Origin of the sequence: Exiguobacterium sp. ZWU0009, from assembly GCF_000798935.2 — a bacterium.
GTDB classification, from domain to species: Bacteria; Bacillota; Bacilli; order Exiguobacteriales; family Exiguobacteriaceae; genus Exiguobacterium_A; species Exiguobacterium_A acetylicum.
The window spans coordinates 915,735-937,202 of sequence record NZ_CP018057.1 but is presented as its reverse complement, the minus strand read 5'-3'; the positions used below and the strand labels follow the sequence as shown (position 1 = coordinate 937,202).

The 21,468-nt window shown below is 44.8% G+C and carries 19 protein-coding genes and 2 tRNA genes; 4 read left to right on the top strand and 17 right to left on the bottom strand.

Annotated elements, in window-relative coordinates; all coding sequences use genetic code 11:
* Window positions 1–10: 10 nt before the first annotated feature.
* From L985_RS04750 to L985_RS04695, 12 genes are all read right to left on the bottom strand, one after another.
* Complete coding sequence (locus tag L985_RS04750; RefSeq protein ID WP_047396440.1) at window positions 11–736, bottom strand: DUF4912 domain-containing protein; 726 nt, start codon at window positions 734–736, stop codon at window positions 11–13.
* A 107-nt stretch (window positions 737–843) separates the two neighbouring features.
* Window positions 844–1,506 (bottom strand): phosphate signaling complex protein PhoU, encoded by a 663-nt coding sequence (gene phoU / locus L985_RS04745; RefSeq protein WP_023467542.1) that lies wholly within the window; start codon window positions 1,504–1,506, stop codon window positions 844–846.
* 18 nt (window positions 1,507–1,524) lie between these two features.
* Complete coding sequence (gene pstB, locus L985_RS04740; RefSeq protein ID WP_053454494.1) at window positions 1,525–2,301, bottom strand: phosphate ABC transporter ATP-binding protein PstB; 777 nt, start codon at window positions 2,299–2,301, stop codon at window positions 1,525–1,527.
* Between the two features lie 99 nt (window positions 2,302–2,400).
* Window positions 2,401–3,309 carry a phosphate ABC transporter permease PstA gene (gene pstA, locus L985_RS04735; RefSeq protein ID WP_029341063.1) on the bottom strand — a complete coding sequence of 303 codons (909 nt, stop codon included), beginning with the start codon at window positions 3,307–3,309 and terminating at the stop codon, window positions 2,401–2,403.
* A 1-nt stretch (window position 3,310) separates the two neighbouring features.
* Entirely contained in the window at window positions 3,311–4,252 is a 942-nt protein-coding gene (gene pstC / locus L985_RS04730) for a phosphate ABC transporter permease subunit PstC (protein ID WP_047396437.1), read from the bottom strand.
* Between the two features lie 90 nt (window positions 4,253–4,342).
* Window positions 4,343–5,287: a PstS family phosphate ABC transporter substrate-binding protein gene (locus L985_RS04725; protein WP_047396434.1), complete on the bottom strand. Its 945-nt coding sequence runs from the start codon at window positions 5,285–5,287 to the stop codon at window positions 4,343–4,345.
* A 225-nt stretch (window positions 5,288–5,512) separates the two neighbouring features.
* On the bottom strand, window positions 5,513–7,585 hold the full coding sequence (locus L985_RS04720; protein WP_047396431.1) for a peptidoglycan D,D-transpeptidase FtsI family protein: 2,073 nt from the start codon (window positions 7,583–7,585) through the stop codon (window positions 5,513–5,515).
* Between the two features lie 135 nt (window positions 7,586–7,720).
* The gene (locus L985_RS04715) at window positions 7,721–8,329 is read right to left on the bottom strand and encodes a superoxide dismutase (RefSeq protein WP_029341059.1); all 609 of its coding nucleotides are present in this window, start codon (window positions 8,327–8,329) and stop codon (window positions 7,721–7,723) included.
* 93 nt (window positions 8,330–8,422) lie between these two features.
* Entirely contained in the window at window positions 8,423–9,883 is a 1,461-nt protein-coding gene (locus L985_RS04710) for an alpha-amylase (protein ID WP_047396429.1), read from the bottom strand.
* 116 nt (window positions 9,884–9,999) lie between these two features.
* A tRNA-Ile gene (locus tag L985_RS04705) sits at window positions 10,000–10,073 on the bottom strand.
* An 11-nt stretch (window positions 10,074–10,084) separates the two neighbouring features.
* A tRNA-Met gene (locus L985_RS04700) sits at window positions 10,085–10,158 on the bottom strand.
* 128 nt (window positions 10,159–10,286) lie between these two features.
* A complete protein-coding gene (locus L985_RS04695; RefSeq protein WP_029341057.1) occupies window positions 10,287–11,930 on the bottom strand; it encodes a Na/Pi cotransporter family protein in 1,644 nt (547 codons plus the stop codon).
* 207 nt (window positions 11,931–12,137) lie between these two features.
* Between L985_RS04695 and L985_RS04690 the strand changes: the two genes are divergently transcribed.
* From L985_RS04690 to L985_RS04675, 4 genes are all read left to right on the top strand, one after another.
* Window positions 12,138–12,623, top strand: a complete 486-nt coding sequence (locus tag L985_RS04690; protein ID WP_034785923.1) for a hypothetical protein — start codon at window positions 12,138–12,140, stop codon at window positions 12,621–12,623.
* A gap of 167 nt (window positions 12,624–12,790) precedes the next feature.
* Window positions 12,791–13,900 carry a flavodoxin-dependent (E)-4-hydroxy-3-methylbut-2-enyl-diphosphate synthase gene (ispG, locus tag L985_RS04685; protein WP_023467533.1) on the top strand — a complete coding sequence of 370 codons (1,110 nt, stop codon included), beginning with the start codon at window positions 12,791–12,793 and terminating at the stop codon, window positions 13,898–13,900.
* Between the two features lie 99 nt (window positions 13,901–13,999).
* Window positions 14,000–14,569: a 5' nucleotidase, NT5C type gene (locus tag L985_RS04680; protein WP_029341055.1), complete on the top strand. Its 570-nt coding sequence runs from the start codon at window positions 14,000–14,002 to the stop codon at window positions 14,567–14,569.
* A 98-nt stretch (window positions 14,570–14,667) separates the two neighbouring features.
* Window positions 14,668–15,750: a GGDEF domain-containing protein gene (locus L985_RS04675; protein WP_047396425.1), complete on the top strand. Its 1,083-nt coding sequence runs from the start codon at window positions 14,668–14,670 to the stop codon at window positions 15,748–15,750.
* A gap of 55 nt (window positions 15,751–15,805) precedes the next feature.
* Here the strand turns inward: L985_RS04675 and L985_RS04670 are convergent, their stop codons facing one another.
* The 5 genes from L985_RS04670 to L985_RS04650 form a co-directional block, all read right to left on the bottom strand.
* Window positions 15,806–17,635, bottom strand: a complete 1,830-nt coding sequence (locus L985_RS04670) for a GGDEF domain-containing phosphodiesterase (RefSeq protein WP_029341053.1) — start codon at window positions 17,633–17,635, stop codon at window positions 15,806–15,808.
* 152 nt (window positions 17,636–17,787) lie between these two features.
* Window positions 17,788–19,218, bottom strand: a complete 1,431-nt coding sequence (locus tag L985_RS04665) for a bifunctional ADP-dependent NAD(P)H-hydrate dehydratase/NAD(P)H-hydrate epimerase (protein ID WP_029341052.1) — start codon at window positions 19,216–19,218, stop codon at window positions 17,788–17,790.
* A 94-nt stretch (window positions 19,219–19,312) separates the two neighbouring features.
* Window positions 19,313–19,744 carry a Fur family transcriptional regulator gene (locus L985_RS04660; RefSeq protein ID WP_023467528.1) on the bottom strand — a complete coding sequence of 144 codons (432 nt, stop codon included), beginning with the start codon at window positions 19,742–19,744 and terminating at the stop codon, window positions 19,313–19,315.
* Window positions 19,716–20,585, bottom strand: a complete 870-nt coding sequence (locus L985_RS04655; protein ID WP_029341050.1) for a metal ABC transporter permease — start codon at window positions 20,583–20,585, stop codon at window positions 19,716–19,718. The genes L985_RS04660 and L985_RS04655 overlap by 29 nt, the downstream gene beginning before the upstream one ends.
* On the bottom strand, window positions 20,582–21,349 hold the full coding sequence (locus tag L985_RS04650) for a metal ABC transporter ATP-binding protein (RefSeq protein WP_023467526.1): 768 nt from the start codon (window positions 21,347–21,349) through the stop codon (window positions 20,582–20,584). The genes L985_RS04655 and L985_RS04650 overlap by 4 nt, the downstream gene beginning before the upstream one ends.
* Window positions 21,350–21,468 lie beyond the last annotated feature (119 nt).

Genomic DNA, 21,468 nt, shown 5'->3' with positions numbered 1-21,468 from the left:
TCTAATTCCATTATCGGACGCGATCGAAATAGGAATACGGATGTAATACTTCGACCCATTCCGGTTGTTCGACCTCTCCGTATTGCCAATGTTGCACGACTTCCGCGAACCGTCCGTCCGTGACTGGTTCATCACGTGGCGTTTCGACTGGTTTTGAACGCAGTACTGGAACAAAGTCCCCGTCAATCGTTTGAATGCCCCATTCAATGATGTATGTAGTATTCGGGGTTACCGGTCGTACGAACCAAGCGTTCGTCATTTCTGGCAGCTCGAATTGATACGTCCGATTTGCCTGTCCTTGTTCGTATTCAACAAGCGTGACATCAATGATGCGTAATTCTTTACGGAACGAATCAAACGTCGTGTGATAGTGTGTCTCTAGCAACTGTTTCGACAGTTCAGATAATTCCCAGTAGACGTATAACGCTGTCGGTGACTGAACGATGGCGTGGAGGATGTCATCCTCGTAATGCGTCGCCATTCCAAACGCGTCGCGTTCTAGCGAAGGTACCAAGTGCACAGACGGTACGACGTCTAAAACCGGTGCAGTCGACTTTTTCGTCTGCTTAACCGTTTTTGATTTTACTTTCGGCGCTGCTGCAGAAGGTTGTTCTGTTAACGATTTACGATATTTAGTCCAAGCATATTTGATTTTCCCTTCAGTCGTATCCAATTGAGCTGCGATTTGTTTTGTTGTCAGCCCTTGTTCTTTCATTTTAATGATTTGCTCAAGCATTCCCAATCACCTCTCTGTCATTATTCACTTCTTTCCTATTCTACAAACGTGTTTCGAATCCCTTTACAAAAAAAGTAGGCAGAGGAAATTCCTCCTGCCTACTTGATTCATCCGTTTAAATCATAATGTTTTCCTTTTTCGAGATAAATCAGATGCTCCCCGACGTTCGTCAAGTGATCACCCATCCGCTCGATGTAGCGACAAATATTCGTGAATTGCATGACTTCATCGACGACGATCGGCTGAAGCGACATATGACGCATGTACTGGCGAAGTGCCTTATATGTCGTCTCATCAATGACGTTATCGAGATCAGACAAGGCTTTTGCTTTCTCGACATCTCCGTCACGATAGGCGACGATTGCAGTTTCCGTCATATCCAGTAATGTCTCGAATGCTTCCTTCAACAAAGAGATATCGATGACATACGGGAATGTTTCGACACGAAGAACCGCTTTTGAGATATTCCCCGCATAATCGGCAATCCGTTCGAGATCCGACGAAATTTTCATCGCGGTGATGATGCGTCTTAAATCTGTTGCAACGGGTTGTTGCTTCGCGATTAATAGGATCGCATCATCGTTGATTTCAAGCTCAAGATCATCGAGTTCATTATCGTTTTCGATGACACTACGCGCGATGTCTTGATCATATTTTTCGAGTGCTTCTGCCGTCGTTGCGATCTGTTGCATCGTCTTACGAGCCAGTAAAAAAACCTTTTGATCGAGTATTGCAAGATTTTCTCCAAAAATCGTACGGTTCGCTGCCATTCGTCTCGTCTCCCCTTCTTATCCGAATCGTCCTGAAATGTAATCTTCCGTCCGCTTGTCACTCGGATTGCCAAAGATCCGGTCTGTTTGATCGAACTCGACAACTTCACCATTCAAGAAGAACGCTGTTTTATCCGAAACACGTGCCGCCTGTTGCATGTTGTGTGTCACGATGATGATCGAGTAGTCTGATTTTAACTCTTGGACGAGTTCTTCTACTTTTAATGTAGAAATCGGGTCAAGTGCCGATGTCGGCTCATCCATCAAGATGACATCTGGCTCGATTGCAAGGCAACGCGCGATACAAAGACGTTGTTGCTGACCACCAGAAAGACCATAAGCATTTTCGTTCAAACGATCTTTGACTTCATCCCAGATCGCCGCACGGCGTAAACTGCGTTCGACGATCTCGTCGAGGATTTTTTTGTTTTTGACACCGTGGACACGGGGACCATAAGCGATGTTGTCATAAATTGATTTTGGGAATGGATTCGGTTGTTGGAAGACCATTCCGACCGATGTCCGTAATTCTTCGACACCGTATTCTTTATCAAAGATATTGCGTCCGTGATACTCGATTGCACCATTCGTCCGTACGATCGGAACGAGTTCGACCATTCGATTCAATGTTTTGATGAATGTCGATTTCCCGCATCCAGACGGTCCAATGATTGCCGTGACTTCATTTTTCTTAATGTCGAGATTAACATCTTTCAGCGCATGATCGTCACCGTACCATAAGTTTAAGTCTTTGACGTTATAGACGCTCTCACGTGCTGCTACTGGTTGATTCATACGCTCTGTCCCTTCTGTAACGACTGATTTCGTATTCAGCTTCGTATCCATCATCTGTCTTCCTCCTTAAAAGAAATCCCTTCTATCTATCTCGTTCGATTAGTAGCGTTTTGAGAATCGGTTCCGAATCCAGATTGCAAGTGAATTCATCGTCAAGAGGATGACCATTAAGACGATGATTCCTGCCGCTGCAAGTCCTTGGAAGTCCGCTTGTGGACGACTTGTCCAGTTGTAGATTTGAATCGGTAATGCTGTGAATTCTGAGAAAATGCTTTCAGGCGCACGAGCAATGAAAATCGCAGCTCCGACCATGATGAGTGGTGCTGTCTCACCAATTGCTCGAGATACAGCCAAGATGATCCCAGTAATGACACCCGGAAGTGACGCCGGAAGAACGACTTTGAACGTCGTTTGCCATTTCGAAGCACCGAGTGCAAGTGATGCATGACGCATCGCTTGTGGAACGGCACGGATTGCCTCTTGAGACGAGACGATGACGACCGGAAGACTCATCAACGCTAGTGTCAATGCTCCTGCAATCAATGTTGAACCGAAGCCCATGTTACGTACGAAGAACGTCAAACCAAGTAAACCGAAGACGATTGACGGAACACCAGCAAGGTTTGAGATGTTGACTTCGATGAATGAAGTCATCCGACTCTTCTTCGCATATTCTTCTAGATAAATCGCTGCCCCGACACCAATGATGAAAATCATCGGGATGATCAAAAGCATCAAGAAGATCGATCCCATTAACGCCGGATAAATCCCGGCACGTTCCGAACGACGTGATGGTGCATTTTGTAGAAACTCAAGTGATAACCATGACGCACCGTCACGGATGACGCCGAACAGGAGAATACCTAAGACGACGAGACCAAAGAACAGTCCAGCAAGGAAAATGACTTTTGTGACGTTGTTGACGACGAGTCGCTGGCTAATCGATTTCTTCACCGCGACCGGATCAATGAATTTCTTTGAGACAGGTTGCTTTTCTGGTAAGGCCATCTTAGTACTCCTCTCTGAAGCGGCGTGTGATCCAGTTCGCAAGTAAGTTCATCACTAATGTGAAGACGAACAAGAGTGTACCAACCGCATAGATACTGTAATATTCGACAGTTCCAAATCCAGCATCACCTAAGGCGACCTGAACGATATACGCTGTCATCGTTTGGACTGGCTCGAGTGGATCGATAGCAGCTGTCGGATTCGAACCACCAGCGATCGTTACGATCATCGTCTCACCGATTGCACGTGACATACCGAGTACGATCGATGCAATGATACCTGATAATGCAGCTGGAACGACGACTTTCAATGCAACTTCAAGACGTGTCGAACCGAGTGCAAGCGCACCATCGCGAATTTTTTTCGGAACGGAGCTCATCGCATCCTCAGAAATCGAAGCAATCATTGGAATGATCATGATTCCGACGACGATCCCCGGACTGAGCGCATTATAAATTTGAATACCTGGAATCAATTTTACGAGTAGTGGTGTAACGAACGTCAATGCGAAGAATCCGAAGACGATCGTTGGAACACCTGCTAACACTTCAAGAATTGGTTTTAAGATACGGCGTGCGCGGTCTGACGCGTACTCACTTAAATAAATCGCTGATGTGAGACCGATCGGCACGGCAACTAGCATCGCAATCACGGTAATCTCAAGCGTACCGACGACAAGTGGCCAAATTCCATACTCTGGTTGTGAGTTGAGTGGATACCAGCTCGTACTGCCGAAGAATTCCTTGAACGGAACGACTTCGAAGAAGTGTTCTGTTTCAATGACTAACGTGAGAATGATGCCGATGGTCGTAACGACCGAGACAAACGCACAAAGGAATAACACGATCGGCATGACGCGTTCCATGACGTTTTTCATACTATATTTTTGCTGTCGGTTCTGTTGAATCAGCTCGCGAACCGATTTATTTTGTGTTGAACTCATCCTTCTTCACTCCCTACTCCTTCTTGACATGAGAACGGGACCCAACCGGTACAGACTTCCCCGGTTGGGCCATCCTCATGACTCGATGATTTATTTCATTGCATCTTCAATTGCTTTTGCGTTTTCATCGTAACGATCTTGCGGCATTTTGATGTATCCAACTTCTTCAGCAAGATCACCAGCGTTTTCGTTCGTGAACTGAACGAAATCAGCGACTTGTTTTTTGTCTTTCATCGATTTGTTATTGATGTACGTGTAGATTTCACGTGACAGTGGATAAGAAAGATCTTTGATCGTTTCTGGTGTTGGATCAACTGCATCTTTTCCTTCAGCAGAAAGTGGTACTTCCTTCAACTTATCTTTATTCTCTGCGTAGTACGCGTATCCGAAGTATCCGATTGCGCCTTTCGTTCCTTCAACACCTTTGACGAGAACGTTATCGTCTTCTGATAATTGAACATCTTTACGCATATCTTTTTTCTCAAGTACTTCCTCAGAGAAGAAGTCGAATGTTCCTGAGTCTTTACCTGGGCTGAAGAATTTCAATGGTTCAGCCGGATAAGAAGAATCGACATCTTTCCAAGTCTTGATGTTCGGATCGAGCCAGATTTTCTCGAGTTGCTCCATTGAGAGTTCTTTTACCCATGTATTTTCTTTGCTGACTGCGACAGTCAAACCGTCATATGCGAGTGCCATTTTTGTGAATTCAATGTTGTTCTTTTTCGCTTCAGCTGCTTCTTCTTCTTTAATTTCACGCGACGCGTTTGAAAGATCTGTTTCCCCAACGACGAAGCGTTTGAATCCGCCACCTGTACCAGAGACACCGACTGTGACATCTACGTCAGGTTGTTCCATCGAATATTCTTCACCGACAGCTTCCATGATCGGGAAGACAGTAGAAGAACCGTCGATTGCGATTTTTCCTTTTAAATCAGATGAACTAGCAGAACCGCCTTTATCGTTACCACATGCTGCCCCCACTACTGCGATTGATGCTACCGTTGTGATGAGTGCTGTTTTTTTCATCCAAGACATGATTAATTTTCCTCCTCGAAAGTATGTCGCTGACGATGCTACGACTTTTTATCCGTTTTCCTTACAAGACTTATACTACGGATGAACTATTAAAACGAAATGAATCCAACGTAAAAGAATTGTAAAGGCGTGTTTTTTAGTGTTTACAGTTCGAAATCCATTAGAAAAAAAGGTCAATGCAAACAAAAAAACGAGAGTGATTGCTCACTCTCGTTTTCCATCTAGTTAATTTGACTTAGTTTGCCACGGGATATCTTTGACATTAAAGTACGCTTTGACAAGATCGTGACCAATTTTTGAGTTGACGGTTTCTTGTTCCATATAAGGAAGAAACACGGCCCATGCCATCTCTGGATTATCATACGGTGCCCAGCCAACGAGGTTCGAGTTCAATGAACGAACCGGTTGACCACTTCCGTCACGTAAGGCGATTCCATCGTCACCATAGACACTAACCTGCGCTGTACCTGTTTTCGCAGCTGCATCAATACCGGTTTGTGCGATGATTTTTGCTGTACCACGCTCTCCTTTGACAACGCGATGTAATCCTTCACGAACATGATCAATGTTATCTTGACTGACTTCAATTCGATTCAAATAATTCGTCTTGAAGCTATAATCAACTTGTTTTGTTCCTTTTTCAATCGAATTCGACGCGAGAACTTCTTTTAAGAAGTGCGGCTGAACACGATATCCACCGTTGGCAAGCGTTGAAATATACTGTGCGACTTGTAGCGGCGTAAAGGCATCATACTGTCCGATGACTCGGTCCATGAGTAAAGTGACGCGGTCAGGTGTTCCTTGAACACCCTTTGCTTCGTACGGTAAATCCACACCCGTTGTTACTCCAAGCCCGAACTGACTATAGTAATTCTGCATGATCGCAGCTGCTCCGTCCACACTCGCTCCGGCAATACCGTTACTTGGGTACTTCGCCATCCGCATCGCAATATTAAACATATAAACGTTTGATGAACGCTCAAGTGCCGTTAAATCCGTGATTGCTCCCATGTTGACGTACGATGCTTTTTTCGTACCCCCGATTGTAATCGGAGCATCATTGATGACTTCGTTTTGACGGATGACACCCTCTTCGAGTCCCATCGCAACTGTTGCACCTTTGATCGTCGAACCAATCTGAAGGGATGTCAACACGTTATTGATTGCGACATCCGAAAACTTACCGGTTGCTGGATCCAACTTTTGACCAGACATCGCAAGAATCTCACCAGTCTGTGGGTTCATGACGACGGCGTAACCTTCTTTTAGATAACGACTACCCATGCCACGCCCCATTTTAATCGCTTGTTGCATGATTTGGTCGACTTGTTTGTTGTACTCTGCATCCACGGTCAGAACGAGATCTTTACCGGACTCGCCTTCTTCGCGTTTTGGATCACCGACCGGCTCTCCATTGAACGTCTCATACACATCGTACGCGGGTTTCCCGCGCAGAAGATCCTCATACTGTTGTTCAAGGAATGATGTTCCGACACGGTCATTCAAGCTGTAACCTTTTGCTTTGAACTCCGCTTGTTGTTCTGCTGGAATCTTCGAGTACTTCCCAAAGATGTTTCGAAGTGTTCCTTCATATGGATAAGAACGCTCATAGAACGGTTCCACCGATACACCTTTTAAATCTTCTAGATTTTCATCGATGATCGCCATCTCTTTTGCAGAAGCACCGAGTTTGACGAGTTGTGGATCAAGCGCATATCCGACTTCCATGTTGTGTTTGATCGCAATGACTTCCATCGTTTGATCGTCATAATCGATATCGTCTTTCGTAATCGCATCTAATCGGATTTGATCCTGTTCTGCGATTGATAGTTTACTTTGTGCTTCTGCTGAAGGATATTTCTGTTTGACGGCTTCTTGATAACGACGATCAGACTCTTTCGTGTTTGTCGCGATCCAGAAGTCCTTAATATCACGTTCTGTGACTTTCCAATCTTTTTTAGGCAAATCAATGATTGCCGCAAGGCGCTGTGCAATCTCAATGCGTTCATCGACTTTCGTCGTTTGTGCTCGACGGTAGACGATGGAGTATTTAGAAATCGTATCAACCAAAAGACGACCATCCCGGTCATAAATCTTTCCGCGTGGCACTTCATATTTTGATGCGATCATTTCTGTTTTTTGAACTTCCCGCGAAATTTTCTCACCATTGACGATTTGCACGACTCCTAAACGGAAAATCAAAATCGCAAACAATAAAAAAACGACGAAGAACATTAAATTCAGACGAAGCGGCAGATGATTACGCCGTCTTCCTCGTACGGTGATTCGTTTAGCCATGGCGTACTCCCCTATCGTTCAAAAGTCATCTTGTTTCATTATATAGAAGGAAACTTTCCATAACAACCTATCCCATCATTTTCCGCATTAAAAAAAGCGTATCGTTCACAATTGAACGATACGCTCATTTTCACGTTACTTCGCGTCAGCGTAAAGCTTCGCTACGTGATCCCAATCAACGACGTTGAAGAACGCATTGATGTAATCAGGACGACGGTTTTGATAGTTGAGATAGTATGCATGTTCCCAAACATCAAGACCGAGAATTGGTGTTTTGCCTTCCATGACTGGTGTATCTTGGTTTGGTGTCGAAACGACCGCCAATTTCCCACCATCAACGATTAACCAAGCCCAACCTGAACCAAAACGAGTTGTTGCTGCTTTCGCGAACGCATCTTTGAATGCATCAAATGATCCGAATGATTCATCGATTGCTGTCGCGAGTTCCCCTGTTGGAGCAGCTCCATCGTTCTTCTTCAGCAGTTTCCAGAAGAATGAGTGGTTCCAGTGACCGCCACCGTTGTTACGGACTGCAGTTTGAATGTTTGCTGGGAGAGCATCCAAGTTTTGAAGAAGTTCTTCAAGTGACTTTCCTTCATGTTCTGTACCCTCAAGCGCCGCATTCACGTTCGTGACATACGTGTTGTGGTGTTTCGTGTGGTGAATCTCCATCGTACGAGCATCGATATGTGGCTCAAGCGCATCATAAGCGTAGCCGAGTTCTGGTAATTCAAATTTTGACATGTTCATGTCCCCCTTTGTGCTATTTTCGAAAACTTCAATACCCTTTAAGACTAGCAAAAGAACCTGTGTTGACGCAAGTCAAGACCCTCGGATTTACTCGACTTCTCGTGGAGCAAAAACAGAGACACCTCCACCTGGAACTGGGAAGACACCGAATCCTTCATCGTCGATCACAACTGGGTGATCTTGGTGGTTCGTATAATCGAACCACTCTTGTCCCGCGCGCTCTTCACCAACGAACATGCGCTTCTCGCACATGTCAGCATTCGACAATAAGACAGCACAGCCAGAGTTCTCGATTTCTTCTACGCCTCGACGAACCCAACCGACGCAATGCGGATCATCGAGATAATCTTCTTGGTCACCATATGCTTTGTGATAACGTGCATACAGTAAAGCATCAATCATTTCTTTTTTACCCTCTACAGGATGAGGTCCTTGCACTCCATAATAGTCACCGTAGAAGACACATGGATAACCGTCTTTACGAAGTAAGATCGATGCATACGCATGCTGTTTGAACCAGTCATCTACCCATGATTCGAGTGATTCACCTGGTTGTGAATCATGATTATCGACGAACGTGACAGCATTCGTCGGGTGTGATTCGACGAGCGTATCTGCAAACAACGTTGTTAAATCAAACTCTTGTCCCTGGTTCGAAGCTTCATGGAATTTATAATGAAGGGGAACGTCGAACAAATCGATCGTGTAATCAACGCTATCAAGGAAATGACGGCAATCATCGAGATCTGATTTCCAGAACTCCCCGACCATATAGAAATCGCCATCATTTTTCTCGATCATCGATTTTGCAAATTCATGAACGAATTCATAATTGATATGTTTGATTGCGTCGAGTCGGAATCCTTGGCAGTCAATCGTCTCTTGGAACCAATGCCCCCAGCGGATCATCTCTTCACGTACTTCCGGATGGTTATAATCGATGTTCGCGAACATCAAATAATCATAGTTTCCGAATTCGTCATCGACTTGATCGTTCCAGTCTTTATTTTTACCGGATATCTTGAAGACACCGGTTTTTTCTTCACGGGCATCGAAATCCGTTCCATTAAAGAATTCATGTGTCCAGACAAAATCCGAATATTTTCCGTTTCGACCAGGGAACGTAAATTTCGTCCATGCTTCGATTTCGAATTCTTCTGAAATTTCTTTCGAACGGTCTTCTGGATGGACCTCAACGACATTGATTGTCTCAAGTTCATCGGCTGCTGCTTTATGGTTCATGACAACATCCGCATAAATGGCGATGTCATTCTCACGAGCGACTTGAATCGCTTCGACGAGTTCATCCTTTGTACCGTATTTCGTACGGACCGTTCCTTTTTGATCAAATTCGCCTAAATCATATACGTCATAAATGCCATATCCTGTATCTTCATCTGATTGACCTTTTGACGCCGGTGGAATCCACACGGACGTGATGCCGGCAGCACGTAATTCAGGCGCCCGCTCTTTCAAGCGTTGCCAGTGCTTCCCATCATTCTCTACATGCCACTCAAAAAACTGCATCATCGTATGGTTACGTTCCATCTCTCTTCGCTCTCCCTTAGTTACTATAGTATGAATATTATTACAATATCTTTACTATTCCCCGGAGGAACAAAAATAAACGCACCTCGTTTTTCAACGAGGTGCGTTCTACTGAATGGACCCTGCAGGGCTCGAACCTGCGACCGGACGGTTATGAGCCGTCAGCTCTAACCAGCTGAGCTAAGGGTCCTTAAGTAATAGTAGCGGCGGAGGGAGTCGAACCCACGACCTCACGGGTATGAACCGTACGCTCTAGCCAGCTGAGCTACACCGCCATGATGTATGTTGCTTTACTCTTACTAGATTACGAGATGTGGCGAAACTTGTCAATATGCTATTTCAAAAAAATAAACAGCTGATTTCATTTTTTGAAATCAGCTGTCATAGACAAATCGTATTTCGCTTAGTTCGTTAATGCCGTCCGCTGTTCAAGGACGAGATCCGTGATGTTTACAGCATGATCGCCAATTCGTTCGAGGTTCGACAAGAGATCGACGAAGATCATCCCTGCTTGGCCCGTACATTCGCCAGCGTTAACACGAAGGACATGGTGTTTACGGAATGAACGTTCGAGTGCATCAAGTTTACCTTCGAGTTCTAGAACTTTGCGAGCTCGTGTAACATCGTCCTCTTCGACGGCGCGAACGGCACAGTCGACGATTTCTTGCGTCAAGGCATACATATCATCAAGCTCTTGTTTCGCTGATGATGTGAACTGAATCCGGTTGACGATTTGGAAATCGACCAATTCGACGATGTTTTCGACGTGGTCACCAATTCGTTCAAAGTCATTGACGGCATGCATCAGTAACGAGTGTTCATTTGATTCACGCTCTGATAGATCATGTGCCGCTACTTTAACGAGATAACTTGTGACTTCTGTATTTAAATGATTAATCGCATATTCGATCTGTTCTGATTCTGATACATCCTTTTTATCATGCGATTGCGTGTAACGATGTGCTTTTGCAAGCGCATCTTTTGAGAATTCACCCATTCGTAACACTTCAAGCTTCGCTTGGTTTAATGCGAGTGCCGAAGATTGGTTCAAGATATTTTGATCGAGATGACGCGGTTTTGAATCAATCGTCGTATCCGTACCCGGTACGATTTTTTGTACAAGCCATGCGATTTGCGCAATGAACCAACATTGAATCAACGTATTGACGACGTTGAATGTTCCGTGTGCAAAGGCGATTTGCATTTTCGGACCTAATTCAAGCGTGCCTGTGATCCATGTGATGAAGCTTGAGAAGATTGGTAATGCAATCAGGAACAATACTGTTCCGATGATATTGAAGATGACGTGTGCTGCTGCTGTTCGTTTAGCTGCAATCGACGCACCAAGTGCTGCGAGTACTGCTGTGATCGTCGTTCCGATGTTATCACCGAACAAGACCGGAAGAGCTGCTTTGATATCGATCATGCCACCAGCGTACAACTCTTGTAAGATACCGATCGTTGCTGACGACGACTGAACAAGAACAGTAAAGATTGTTCCGACGAAGACACCCAGCAATGGGTTATCCGACATCGATACCGTCAACTCACGGAACCAGACGCTTGATTCAAGCGGAGCCATTCCGTCGCCCATCAAAGTGAGACCATAGAACAATGCACCAAAGCCAAAGAAAATCTGTCCGATGTATTGAACCCGTTCTTTATTGAAGAAGAAGATCAAGAAAGCACCAATTGCGATTGCTGGAAGCGCAGCTTCCTTGACGTTAAAGCCGATGATGAAAGCCGTAATCGTTGTTCCGATGTTAGCCCCCATGACGACTCCGATTGCCTGTCGTAAATTCATCAGACCTGCACTAACGAGTCCGACAACGATGACGGTCGTCCCTGACGACGACTGTATCAAAATCGTGACGACGATACCTGCTAGGATACCTAACAATGGATTTGTCGTATATTTATCAAGGATATAACGTAATCGGTCTCCTGCTGTTTTTTGGAGCCCATCTCCCATATACTTAATACCGAATAGGAAAATCCCGAGTCCACCGATGAAGGTGAAAATCATTTCCTGCAAATCATAGTTCATCTTGCCAGCTCCTTTATTTCATGTGGATTGATGTGTTTGTAAAGTTTATTTTCTCAACTTCCCCATTATGTAAAGGTCCGGTGAACTTGTAAATAGTTTTTGCGACATCCGTTTGTTAAGGTTTTATTAATCTGTACCATTACACAAAAACCCTTTATTACCAATCAAAATTAAACAATTAAAACCTGTTTTAAAACAGTAGAAAGAGTGATTCACTTGTCATTTTTACGTCAACTGATTAATTACTTACAAACTTCCTTAATTCCAAATCGTCTGTTCTTACGTCTTCGTTTGGCAGATGTTTCCCTTTATTTTTGTGGATTAGCTTGGATTTCACTTTGGACGACGATCATTGATTCCTTCTTTTTACAAAAAAGCATCCCGATCGTTGCTTGGTTCATCCTTCATTTCATCTTTATCGCAATTGCTGTATTACTTTACGTGTTGTTCATGGCGTATCTAACGAAGGGATTCGTTCGATTGTTACTTCCCCGTCCGTGGGCATATCGCCAAACGTTTCCTTATACGGTTGCAACGAATCTCTGGTCCTTCCCACTTGGTATGCTTCTATACCAACTCGATTATCCTCGCTTCGGAATCGGGGTGCTCGTAATTGGACACTTCGTCTACACATTAGTGCCATTATGGATTGCCCGTTCCTCAAAGCCACGCGCTTCACGTAAACCTCAATGAGTATTAAAATCAGGCGTCCGACGGATTGACGGACGCCCTTCTTTCATTAAACAATTGTAAATGTTCAATTTTCGTTCTTGTTTCTCGATTTTTAGGGAATAGTTCGATATGATAGAAAAGGTAAACATAAACAATATGGCGGTATGCCACAAAAGGAGATTTTCGATATGCCGAAAATGGTCCATCGCTCTAAGACTCGTCCCGTTCGTGTAGGGGACCTTGTCATTGGTGGAAATAATGAAGTCATCATCCAAAGTATGACGACAACTAAAACACACGACGTCGAAGCGACAGTCGCTGAAATCCTACGTCTTGAAGAAGCTGGTTGCCAAATCGTCCGCGTCGCTTGTCCGGAAGAACGTGATGCGCTCGCACTTGCAGAAATCAAAAGCCGAATCAACATTCCGCTTGTCGTAGACATCCACTTCAACTATAAACTTGCGCTTATGGCAATCGAAGCTGGCGTCGATAAAATCCGGATCAACCCGGGTAACATCGGTCGTCGCGAAAAGGTAGAAGCCGTCGTGACAGCAGCAAAAGCGAAAAACATCCCAATTCGTATTGGGGTAAACGCTGGTTCCCTTGAAAAGCATATTCTTGAAAAATATGGCTATCCAACTGCTCGTGGTATGGTCGAAAGTGCTTTGCACCATATTAAGATCCTCGAAGACCTCGACTTCCATGACATCATCGTCTCGCTTAAAGCATCAGACGTACAGTTGGCGCTTGAAGCGTATCAACTCGCTTCTGAATCGTTCGACTACCCACTTCACGTCGGGATTACGGAATCCGGTCCACTTCGTTCTGGTTCATTAAAATCAGCAGCTGGACTTGGCGCGATTTTGTCACGCGGAATCGGAAACACAGTTCGTGTATCTCTCTCAGCGGACCCTGTCGAAGAAGTAAAGGTTGCAAAAGAAGTCTTGAAGTCATTCGGTCTCGCGGCGAACGCGGCGACATTGATCTCATGTCCTACATGTGGTCGGATCGAAATCGATTTGATGTCGATTGCCGCAGAAATCGAAGACTATATCGAAAACATCCAAGCGAACATCAAAGTCGCGGTTCTCGGATGTGCGGTCAACGGCCCTGGTGAAGCACGTGAAGCTGATATCGGTATCGCTGGTGCACGCAACGAAGGATTGTTGTTCCGTCACGGAGAAATCATCCGTAAAGTACCGGAAGCAACGATGGTCGAAGAATTGAAGAAAGAGATTGATGCGATCGTTCTCGAAAAACAGGCTGAAAAAGAAGCCGAAAAAGCGAACCACGCATAAGTTAAAGACTCCTCCCTCGCGAGGAGTCTTTTTTCGTATCTCGATTTCGACTATGTTATACTAAGTGAAGAAAAATTTTTAGAACGTGGGTGACTGTAAATGAAAATTGGAATCGACATCGATGGAACGATCACACATCCATCCTCTTGCTTCACTTACATGAATAAATATCTCGGAACGTCGATCGACTTCGACCAGGCGTCCGAGTATGAATTGCATACGTATACCAATATGAATCAAATCGAATTTTGGGACTACATGGTGAACTCTGGTCATGAGACCGGGATCTATCGTGAATCTATTCCTCAAGAACACGTCCGCCACCACTTATGGAATTTGCGGAAGCAATATGATCTCCATTACGTGACAGCACGATCGGAGCTCGTTCGTCCCGTAACAGAAGAGTGGATCAAACAACACGAACTTCCTCTTGATTCCTTGATCATGACGGGATCACACGACAAAGTACAAGTCGTCCGTGATTTATCACTCGATTTATTCATGGAAGACCGATTAGAGAATGCTGTGCAGATCGCAGAAGACACATCTATTCCTGTCATCTTGTTCGACGCACCTTATAACCGTAAAGCCGTACCGAATAATGTCATTCGTGTCGCTTCATGGAATGAGGCCGTTCAAGAGATTCAAAAATTTGCACCGATTCGTTAAAACAGCCGATTAGGCTGTTTTTTCCATTTTTATGTCATTACATGACTTGATATCGTACAATGACTATAGGATTGAAACTTTGATATAGGAAGGGCTTCATGATGCTTGCAACAGTGAATATCTTTTTTATGAATATTTGTATTATTTTTTTCGTTTCTACGTTCACCTTTTACTTACTTCGTGATCGTTTGCCAATTCAACCTGACTCTAAAATGTCTACTCGTCTCTATTTCGGACTGTCCAATGGTATAACTGGCATTCTACTTATGCATCATGCAATCGACTTGAATGGAGCATTGATTGATTTACGGTTATTACCTCTCGCTTTGTCTGCCTTGTTCGGTGGTAATATCAGTATTGCCGTAACAGGGCTGATGCTCTTGATTTATCGATTCGTGATTGATAGTGGTGATTCACTAAGCGCTCTGTTTAGTTCTGTCATCACACTACTTGGATTTCTAGTACTTTCTTTTATTTGTCGTCGATTCATCAAACGGCAAGGTTACTTCTTTTCTGCCATCGTCACGGTCGGTTCCCTACTCGTACTCTCGCGATTGATTATGAGTAACTCTCCAGCGGATGCCTGGGGAACGATTTATATTCCATATTTCATTTTAACGATTGGTGGAGCCTTTTTGTTTTATCGTTTGTCTTCACTTCTTCAGCAGCATTTTGTTCTTTATTCTTATCAATCCTACCTTGCTTCGACCGATCAATTGACGCGCCTCGCGAATCGCCATGTCATTTTAGAAAAAGTCACGGCGCTCGAAAAAAGTAAAGATTCTTGGGGCGTTATCTTGTTTGATTTGGATCACTTTAAGAATATAAACGATACACACGGTCATGCTGTCGGAGACGCTGTCTTGCGCCACTTTTCGATCTTATTGAACGAGCATTGTCCGGCACCGGTTACGGTCGGTCGATATGGTGGTGAAGAATTCATCGTCATCGTTCCAGACATTGAACTGCATCATCCTGTCGTCCTAGCTGAAACAATCGTAACAGCCGTTCAGCAAACAACATTCGTCATGCAAGATCATGCCGTATCCATTACGGTGTCTGCAGGTATTGCTTACGCTCATCAACAACCAACTGAAACAGTATTTAAGCAAGCGGATAGCGCTTTATACGAAGCCAAAGCGCAAGGACGAAATCAGTATCGCCTGTATCGATCGGAATGAATACTAAAAAGCCACTTCTCCTCCGAGCGATTCGGACTGAAGTGGCTTTTGTTGGTCAACGGACCGTTCCTTCATTTGTTTTTTGCAGGAGACATATGATTTCTTCAAGTGGTACCGGTTTAGCAAAGAAATAACCTTGGAATAGATGAATGCCGATTTCCTTGGCAATACGTACTTCTTCTCCTGTCTCTACGCCCTCAACGATACATTCGACATGCATCGATTGACTCAATTGGAAAATTGACTCGAGGATGGATTGTCGTTTCTCCGATTCGCCGATTTGTTCGATGAATTGCTTCGGAATCTTTAATTGACGTAATGGCAATAAGCGTTCTAGGACGTGATATGAGGCATGTCCGGTTCCGAAATCATCAAGCGAAACCGGGAAATCGAGCGTTTTGATACGCTTAAGCGCTCGATGAATCGACTGACTCTCAAAATCAAGCGACTGACTTTCTGTGATCTCGATCTTAATTTGTTGCGGCTTTAATGCATACTTGAGTAGTGTTCGTTCAATGAATGGCATGAATGCCTCACTCGTCAACTGGCGTGGTGATACGTTGACCGACAGCGTAAACTCATCCGGAACCAGACCAATTAATGCTTTACGCGTCTTACACCCTTCCTCAAAGATCCACTCTCCTAAACGAATGATCAAGTCACTTTTTTCAGCAATCGGAATGAACACGGATGGTCGATCAGCTCCCTGCAATGGGGTCTTCCATCGAACCAATGCCTCAAGACCAATGAATTGCTCTGATTGGACATCATACTGCAATTGATAGACGAGATGAAAATCCGTTTCAATATTAGCCTGCGCTAGCGATTGTGCTGCTTTGACTCGCAATTCTTGATCCTTACGCCAGGCTTGGTCAATGCACATCACACGTTCATTTTGTTGCGCGGCTTCTTGTAACGCAGTCAATAACTGCTGTACCCGACGCTTCCGATTGTCCGTTGCCCCTTCTCCATTATCGATGACGATGGATATGTTGACGTAGACATGATGCCCCTCGATTTCGTATGGTACGGAGATTGCTTGACTCAATTCTTCCATCGCTTCCTTACATGCCACCTCGTCCGGCTTTTCCATGACGATCAATAATGTTCCTGCTTCAATCCGAGCAAACGCTTGGTAAGGAGGTAGTTGTCTCTTGAGTCGCTCGATACAGGCACGTAGTACTTGTGACTGAATATCTTCTCCGAAATACCGCGCCAACTCATAGTAGTTTTCTAAATGAATTCCGACGAAAATGAGCTGTTGTTCGGGTCTTGGAAAATCAATTTCGTTTAACCCTTGGCGATTCAAGACACCTGTTTCCTCATCACGTCGCGCTGTATCGTGTAATTGTATCGCAAGGTCATTTAACCGATTTAAATTACGGATATGCAAGTGATTGATGACAAGCGCAATCGATACGCTAATCACAATCATGCCAATCCGTCCATAATGGTCCGTCGGATCAATTTCTACCGTCACGGTATCGGCATTCCACATGACATACAAACTAGTTGCGACAGCAACCATGATGGCGTACCACATCATGATGCGTTGATACGAGATTAAAGCGATCATCAAAAACAAAAAGCAACTTGCCCAAACGGTAACTGCCGCGTAAGGTAAAAAGCTAATCGATGTAATAGGAACGACGAGCAACATCAAGGACAATAAGTGCGTTTGCAAAACGATTCCCATCTTGCGACGGCTAATATAAAAAATAAATAGACCCATGACGATTAAAAATGAAATGATGACAGAACGACTCAAATACGCATTCTTAATTGTCTCTTCTGTCGTCGTATAAATGATCAAAGCTCCAACGAACATCATGAATAAGGCAAAATTCCCGATCCACCATTGTTGTTTCCGAACGATATCCTCCATGCTTTTCCCCCTCCTTTCTGTCAGATTTTCCGTATAAAGGTTTCGACATCGCTTGATGATACTCCTGTTAAATGGAATGTGTCAATTCCTTCCTAAAAAGAAAAGTCTTCCCTCATACGTATCGTGGAAGACTTTCTTTCAAATTGATGTTTTTATAGTTCGACTCTACCTAACTCCTCGATGACATCCGTTGCTAGCAAGCTACTCGGATGTAAGCGTCGTTCAACTTGCCGAGAAGCACGTGCATACCACTCTGCTCCTTGCGCTAATGTTCTTTCGATGTCGCCTGTTGGATGTTGTGCAAGAAGGCTGGTTAATATGCCAAACAGAGTATCCCCACTTCCTCCTTTGGCGAGACCACTTGATGCACCAGAGATGACGAATCCGCCTCCATCCGGTTTCGCGATTAAGATGACATGGGACTTCAAGACGACAGTCACTTGATGCAAGATGGCATAGTCAGTTGCCTGACCAAAAAGATCATCTTGAATACTTGCGACACTCTGGTTCGTCATCCGGGCGAATTCACCGATATGCGGTGTGACGATGATTGGTGCGGTTCGTTCTGGATAACTTTCTTTTACTAGAGCTGCAGCATCTAATACAACCGGCACATCACTCTCAAGTAGATGGTCCACCCATGTTTCGACTGCCTCTTGCGATAATCCAGGACCGATTCCAACTGCTGAGATGGAGGGGAGCATCTCCTGAATTGCTGGTAACGTCTGATCAATGACCATCGCTTCCGGCGCTTGGACGATGATTCCATGTTTCGCAAGTGCCGTCGTCGCAACTTGTAGTTTACCGACTCCTGTTCGTAAGGCTGCCCGTGTCGCGAGTTGGATGGAGCCCGGCATCGTCTCACTTCCACCAATCAATAGCGCCGTCCCGTACGTTCCTTTATGCCCGTATGGTTCCCGCTTGAATAAGGCGGTCACATCCTTAGGTGATACGCGCCATTCACCAAAAGTCGGTAATCCGATATCAATTGTTTCTGATTCGCCATAAAACGGGGCTGTTCGTGTTAAAAAGACAGATCGTTTCATTGCATGCAATTGGAATGTCACGTCTGCGCGAATCGCTGTCTCCTTAAATTCCGTTGCATGATCTGTCGGTACTCCGCTCGGAACATCTACTGCATAGATACGTGCCCCTTGTCGCTTTTGTTCCGATACGAATTCACACTGCGCTTCGAACACTTGATTCATCCGCTTTGGATCAAATCCCGTTCCATATAAGGCATCTAGAATGACATCATATTGACCACACGGTTGTTCGGTCACGAGTCCAAACGCTTCTGCATAATGGACATGAACGATAGATGTATCCGAACGATTCTCTCCAAATGGTGCATGTAGTGTGACATCAAATCCGTCGCGTATCAATTCGCGTCCAATGACATACCCATCCCCACCGTTATTGCCTGTCCCACATAAAATCAAGATTCGCTCCGTCTTCCTATGACGCTCTTTGATACGTGTTGCGATGTGACTTCCAGCTCGTTCCATCAGCACTTCAAGTGGCAGTCCGGATGTCCGTGCCCACTCATCGATTTGTCGCGCTTCTTGTGTATCATAAATCATCTTCTCATCACCTCTGTTCGACTATTCCCGTTTTGAACAGGACTAGTCTTTTAAAACGCAAAAAGAGGACGCCCGACCGGGCATCCTCTTTCATTTAAGATGTCATGCGTTGACAATTCGCACAGCGTCCATAAATTTCGAACTTATGATCCTCGACTTCAAAGCCAGTCTCTTGGACCGGAGAAACCCATTCCATCGGACAGACATTCAATGTTTCCGTCTTGCCGCAGATTCGGCATATCAAATGATGATGATGGTGTCCTGAAGCACAAGCTGCTCGGTATTTCATCTCACCGTCTAATTCCGTCACTTCTAATAAGTCGATTTCCGAAAAGTCATTCAAGTTTCGATAGATTGTATCATAACTTAACGAAGGATGAGACGTTCGAAGAGCTTCTGCTACTTCCCGCGCACTGACATAACGATTCACTTCAAACAGATACGATAGCAAATCGAGACGCTTCGGTGTCATTTTAAACCCGGAAGCCTTCATGCGTTCACGCGCTTGTTCGATGTTCGTCTTCATGTGTTTTCCCTCCTATCCAAAAACGTTCCAACAGCATCACGATGATCAGCTCAAGTACCGCAAGCAAGACGATCATTCCGCCGGGTGCCAAATCGAACTGATAGGCCAGGATGAGCCCAAGTACTGTCGCAACTTCACCAAATATGATGGCTAAAAAGATCGTCGCCTTAAAACTTTTCGCAATTCGAAGTGCTGCCGCAACCGGTAACGTGATTAAGCTTGAGACAAGCAAAATCCCAACGATTCGCATACTGATCGCAATGACAAGCGCAACGACGATCATAAAGAGAATATGCACTAAGCGAAGGCGAATCCCGGAAACGCGCGCCTGCTCCTCGTCAAAGGAGAGGAACAACAATTCCTTATAAAAAGCAAAGACGAAGATGACGACGACGACCGTCACGATAAGAATCGTGTACACATCCGTCAAGGCGACAGCCGAGACCGTTCCAAACAAGAAGGAGACGAGATCCATTGAAAAGCCGTTCGCGAGACTGATAAATGTTGCTCCAAGCCCCATCCCTGTCGCCATGATGATTGGGATTGCGAGTTCTTGGAAATGCTTGTATTTCGCACGCAACCAATCGATCGTCAGTGCCGCGATGACCGCCGTCACGATTCCTAAATATAGTGGATTCAAGTCCGCTAATTGTGCGACCATTCCAGAAATCAAGAGACTGAGCGCAATTCCGGCAAGGGTGACGTGTGATAGTGCATCTGCGATTAGACTCATCCGCCGGACGACGACGAACGAACCGATCAATGGTGCCGTGAATCCGATCAGAATGGCAGCCACTAAAGCGTACTGTAAAAACTTTAACGTCATGAACGCTTCAATCATTGGACACTCTTCCCTTCATGAACGAGAACACGTCCCGGAACCGGATAGAGGGAGCGGATCGTCTGTTCATCTAGTTCCCAGTATTCCTTGATGCCACAGTTACACCCTAAACGTCCATCGACCAGATGAATCACATCCGTGACAAGTTTACTGACGAAGTGAATATCATGCGTGACAAGAACGAATGTCCGGCGCTTATCTCGACGAAGTTCTTCTAAGATCTCATAAAATTCTTTCACGTATCGCTGATCGACACCAACGGTTGGTTCATCCAAGATCATTAAATCAGGATCGTTGACGAGCGCACGTGCGATGAAAACACGTTGTTGTTGACCACCGGATAGGTCGCCGACTTTTGAATCGCGTCGCTCCCACATTCCGACCGTTTCGAGGGCCGTTCGTACTTTGTCTCGATCGTCGCGAGATAAGCGACGAAAGAGTCCTTTTTTGGCGTACAGTCCCATCTCAACGACTTCTGCGACAGTCACCGGAAAACCGGAGTTGAACGCTGCCGCTTTTTGCGAAACATAGCTAATCCGCCACCATTCATTGAATTGTGATTGGGATTGTCCAAATAAACGAATCGTTCCTTTCGGTTGCAATAACCCTAATATACATTTGATCAGCGTCGATTTTCCGGATCCATTTTCCCCGACAATGGCTAAAAATTGTCCTTGCTCGACCTGAAACGAGACTTGATTCAACACCCGACGATCTGGGTAATCATAGCTGACTTGATCAATCTCGATGATTGGTGTTTCCATTTATTTTCACTCCTTCCGTTTTCGTAAAACGGAATAATTACGCCTTAATCAACTGTCTTATTATAGCGCCCGCCAATTATTGGTGCAACTCTAGCAACTTCCTATCCTCCTTAGAAAAC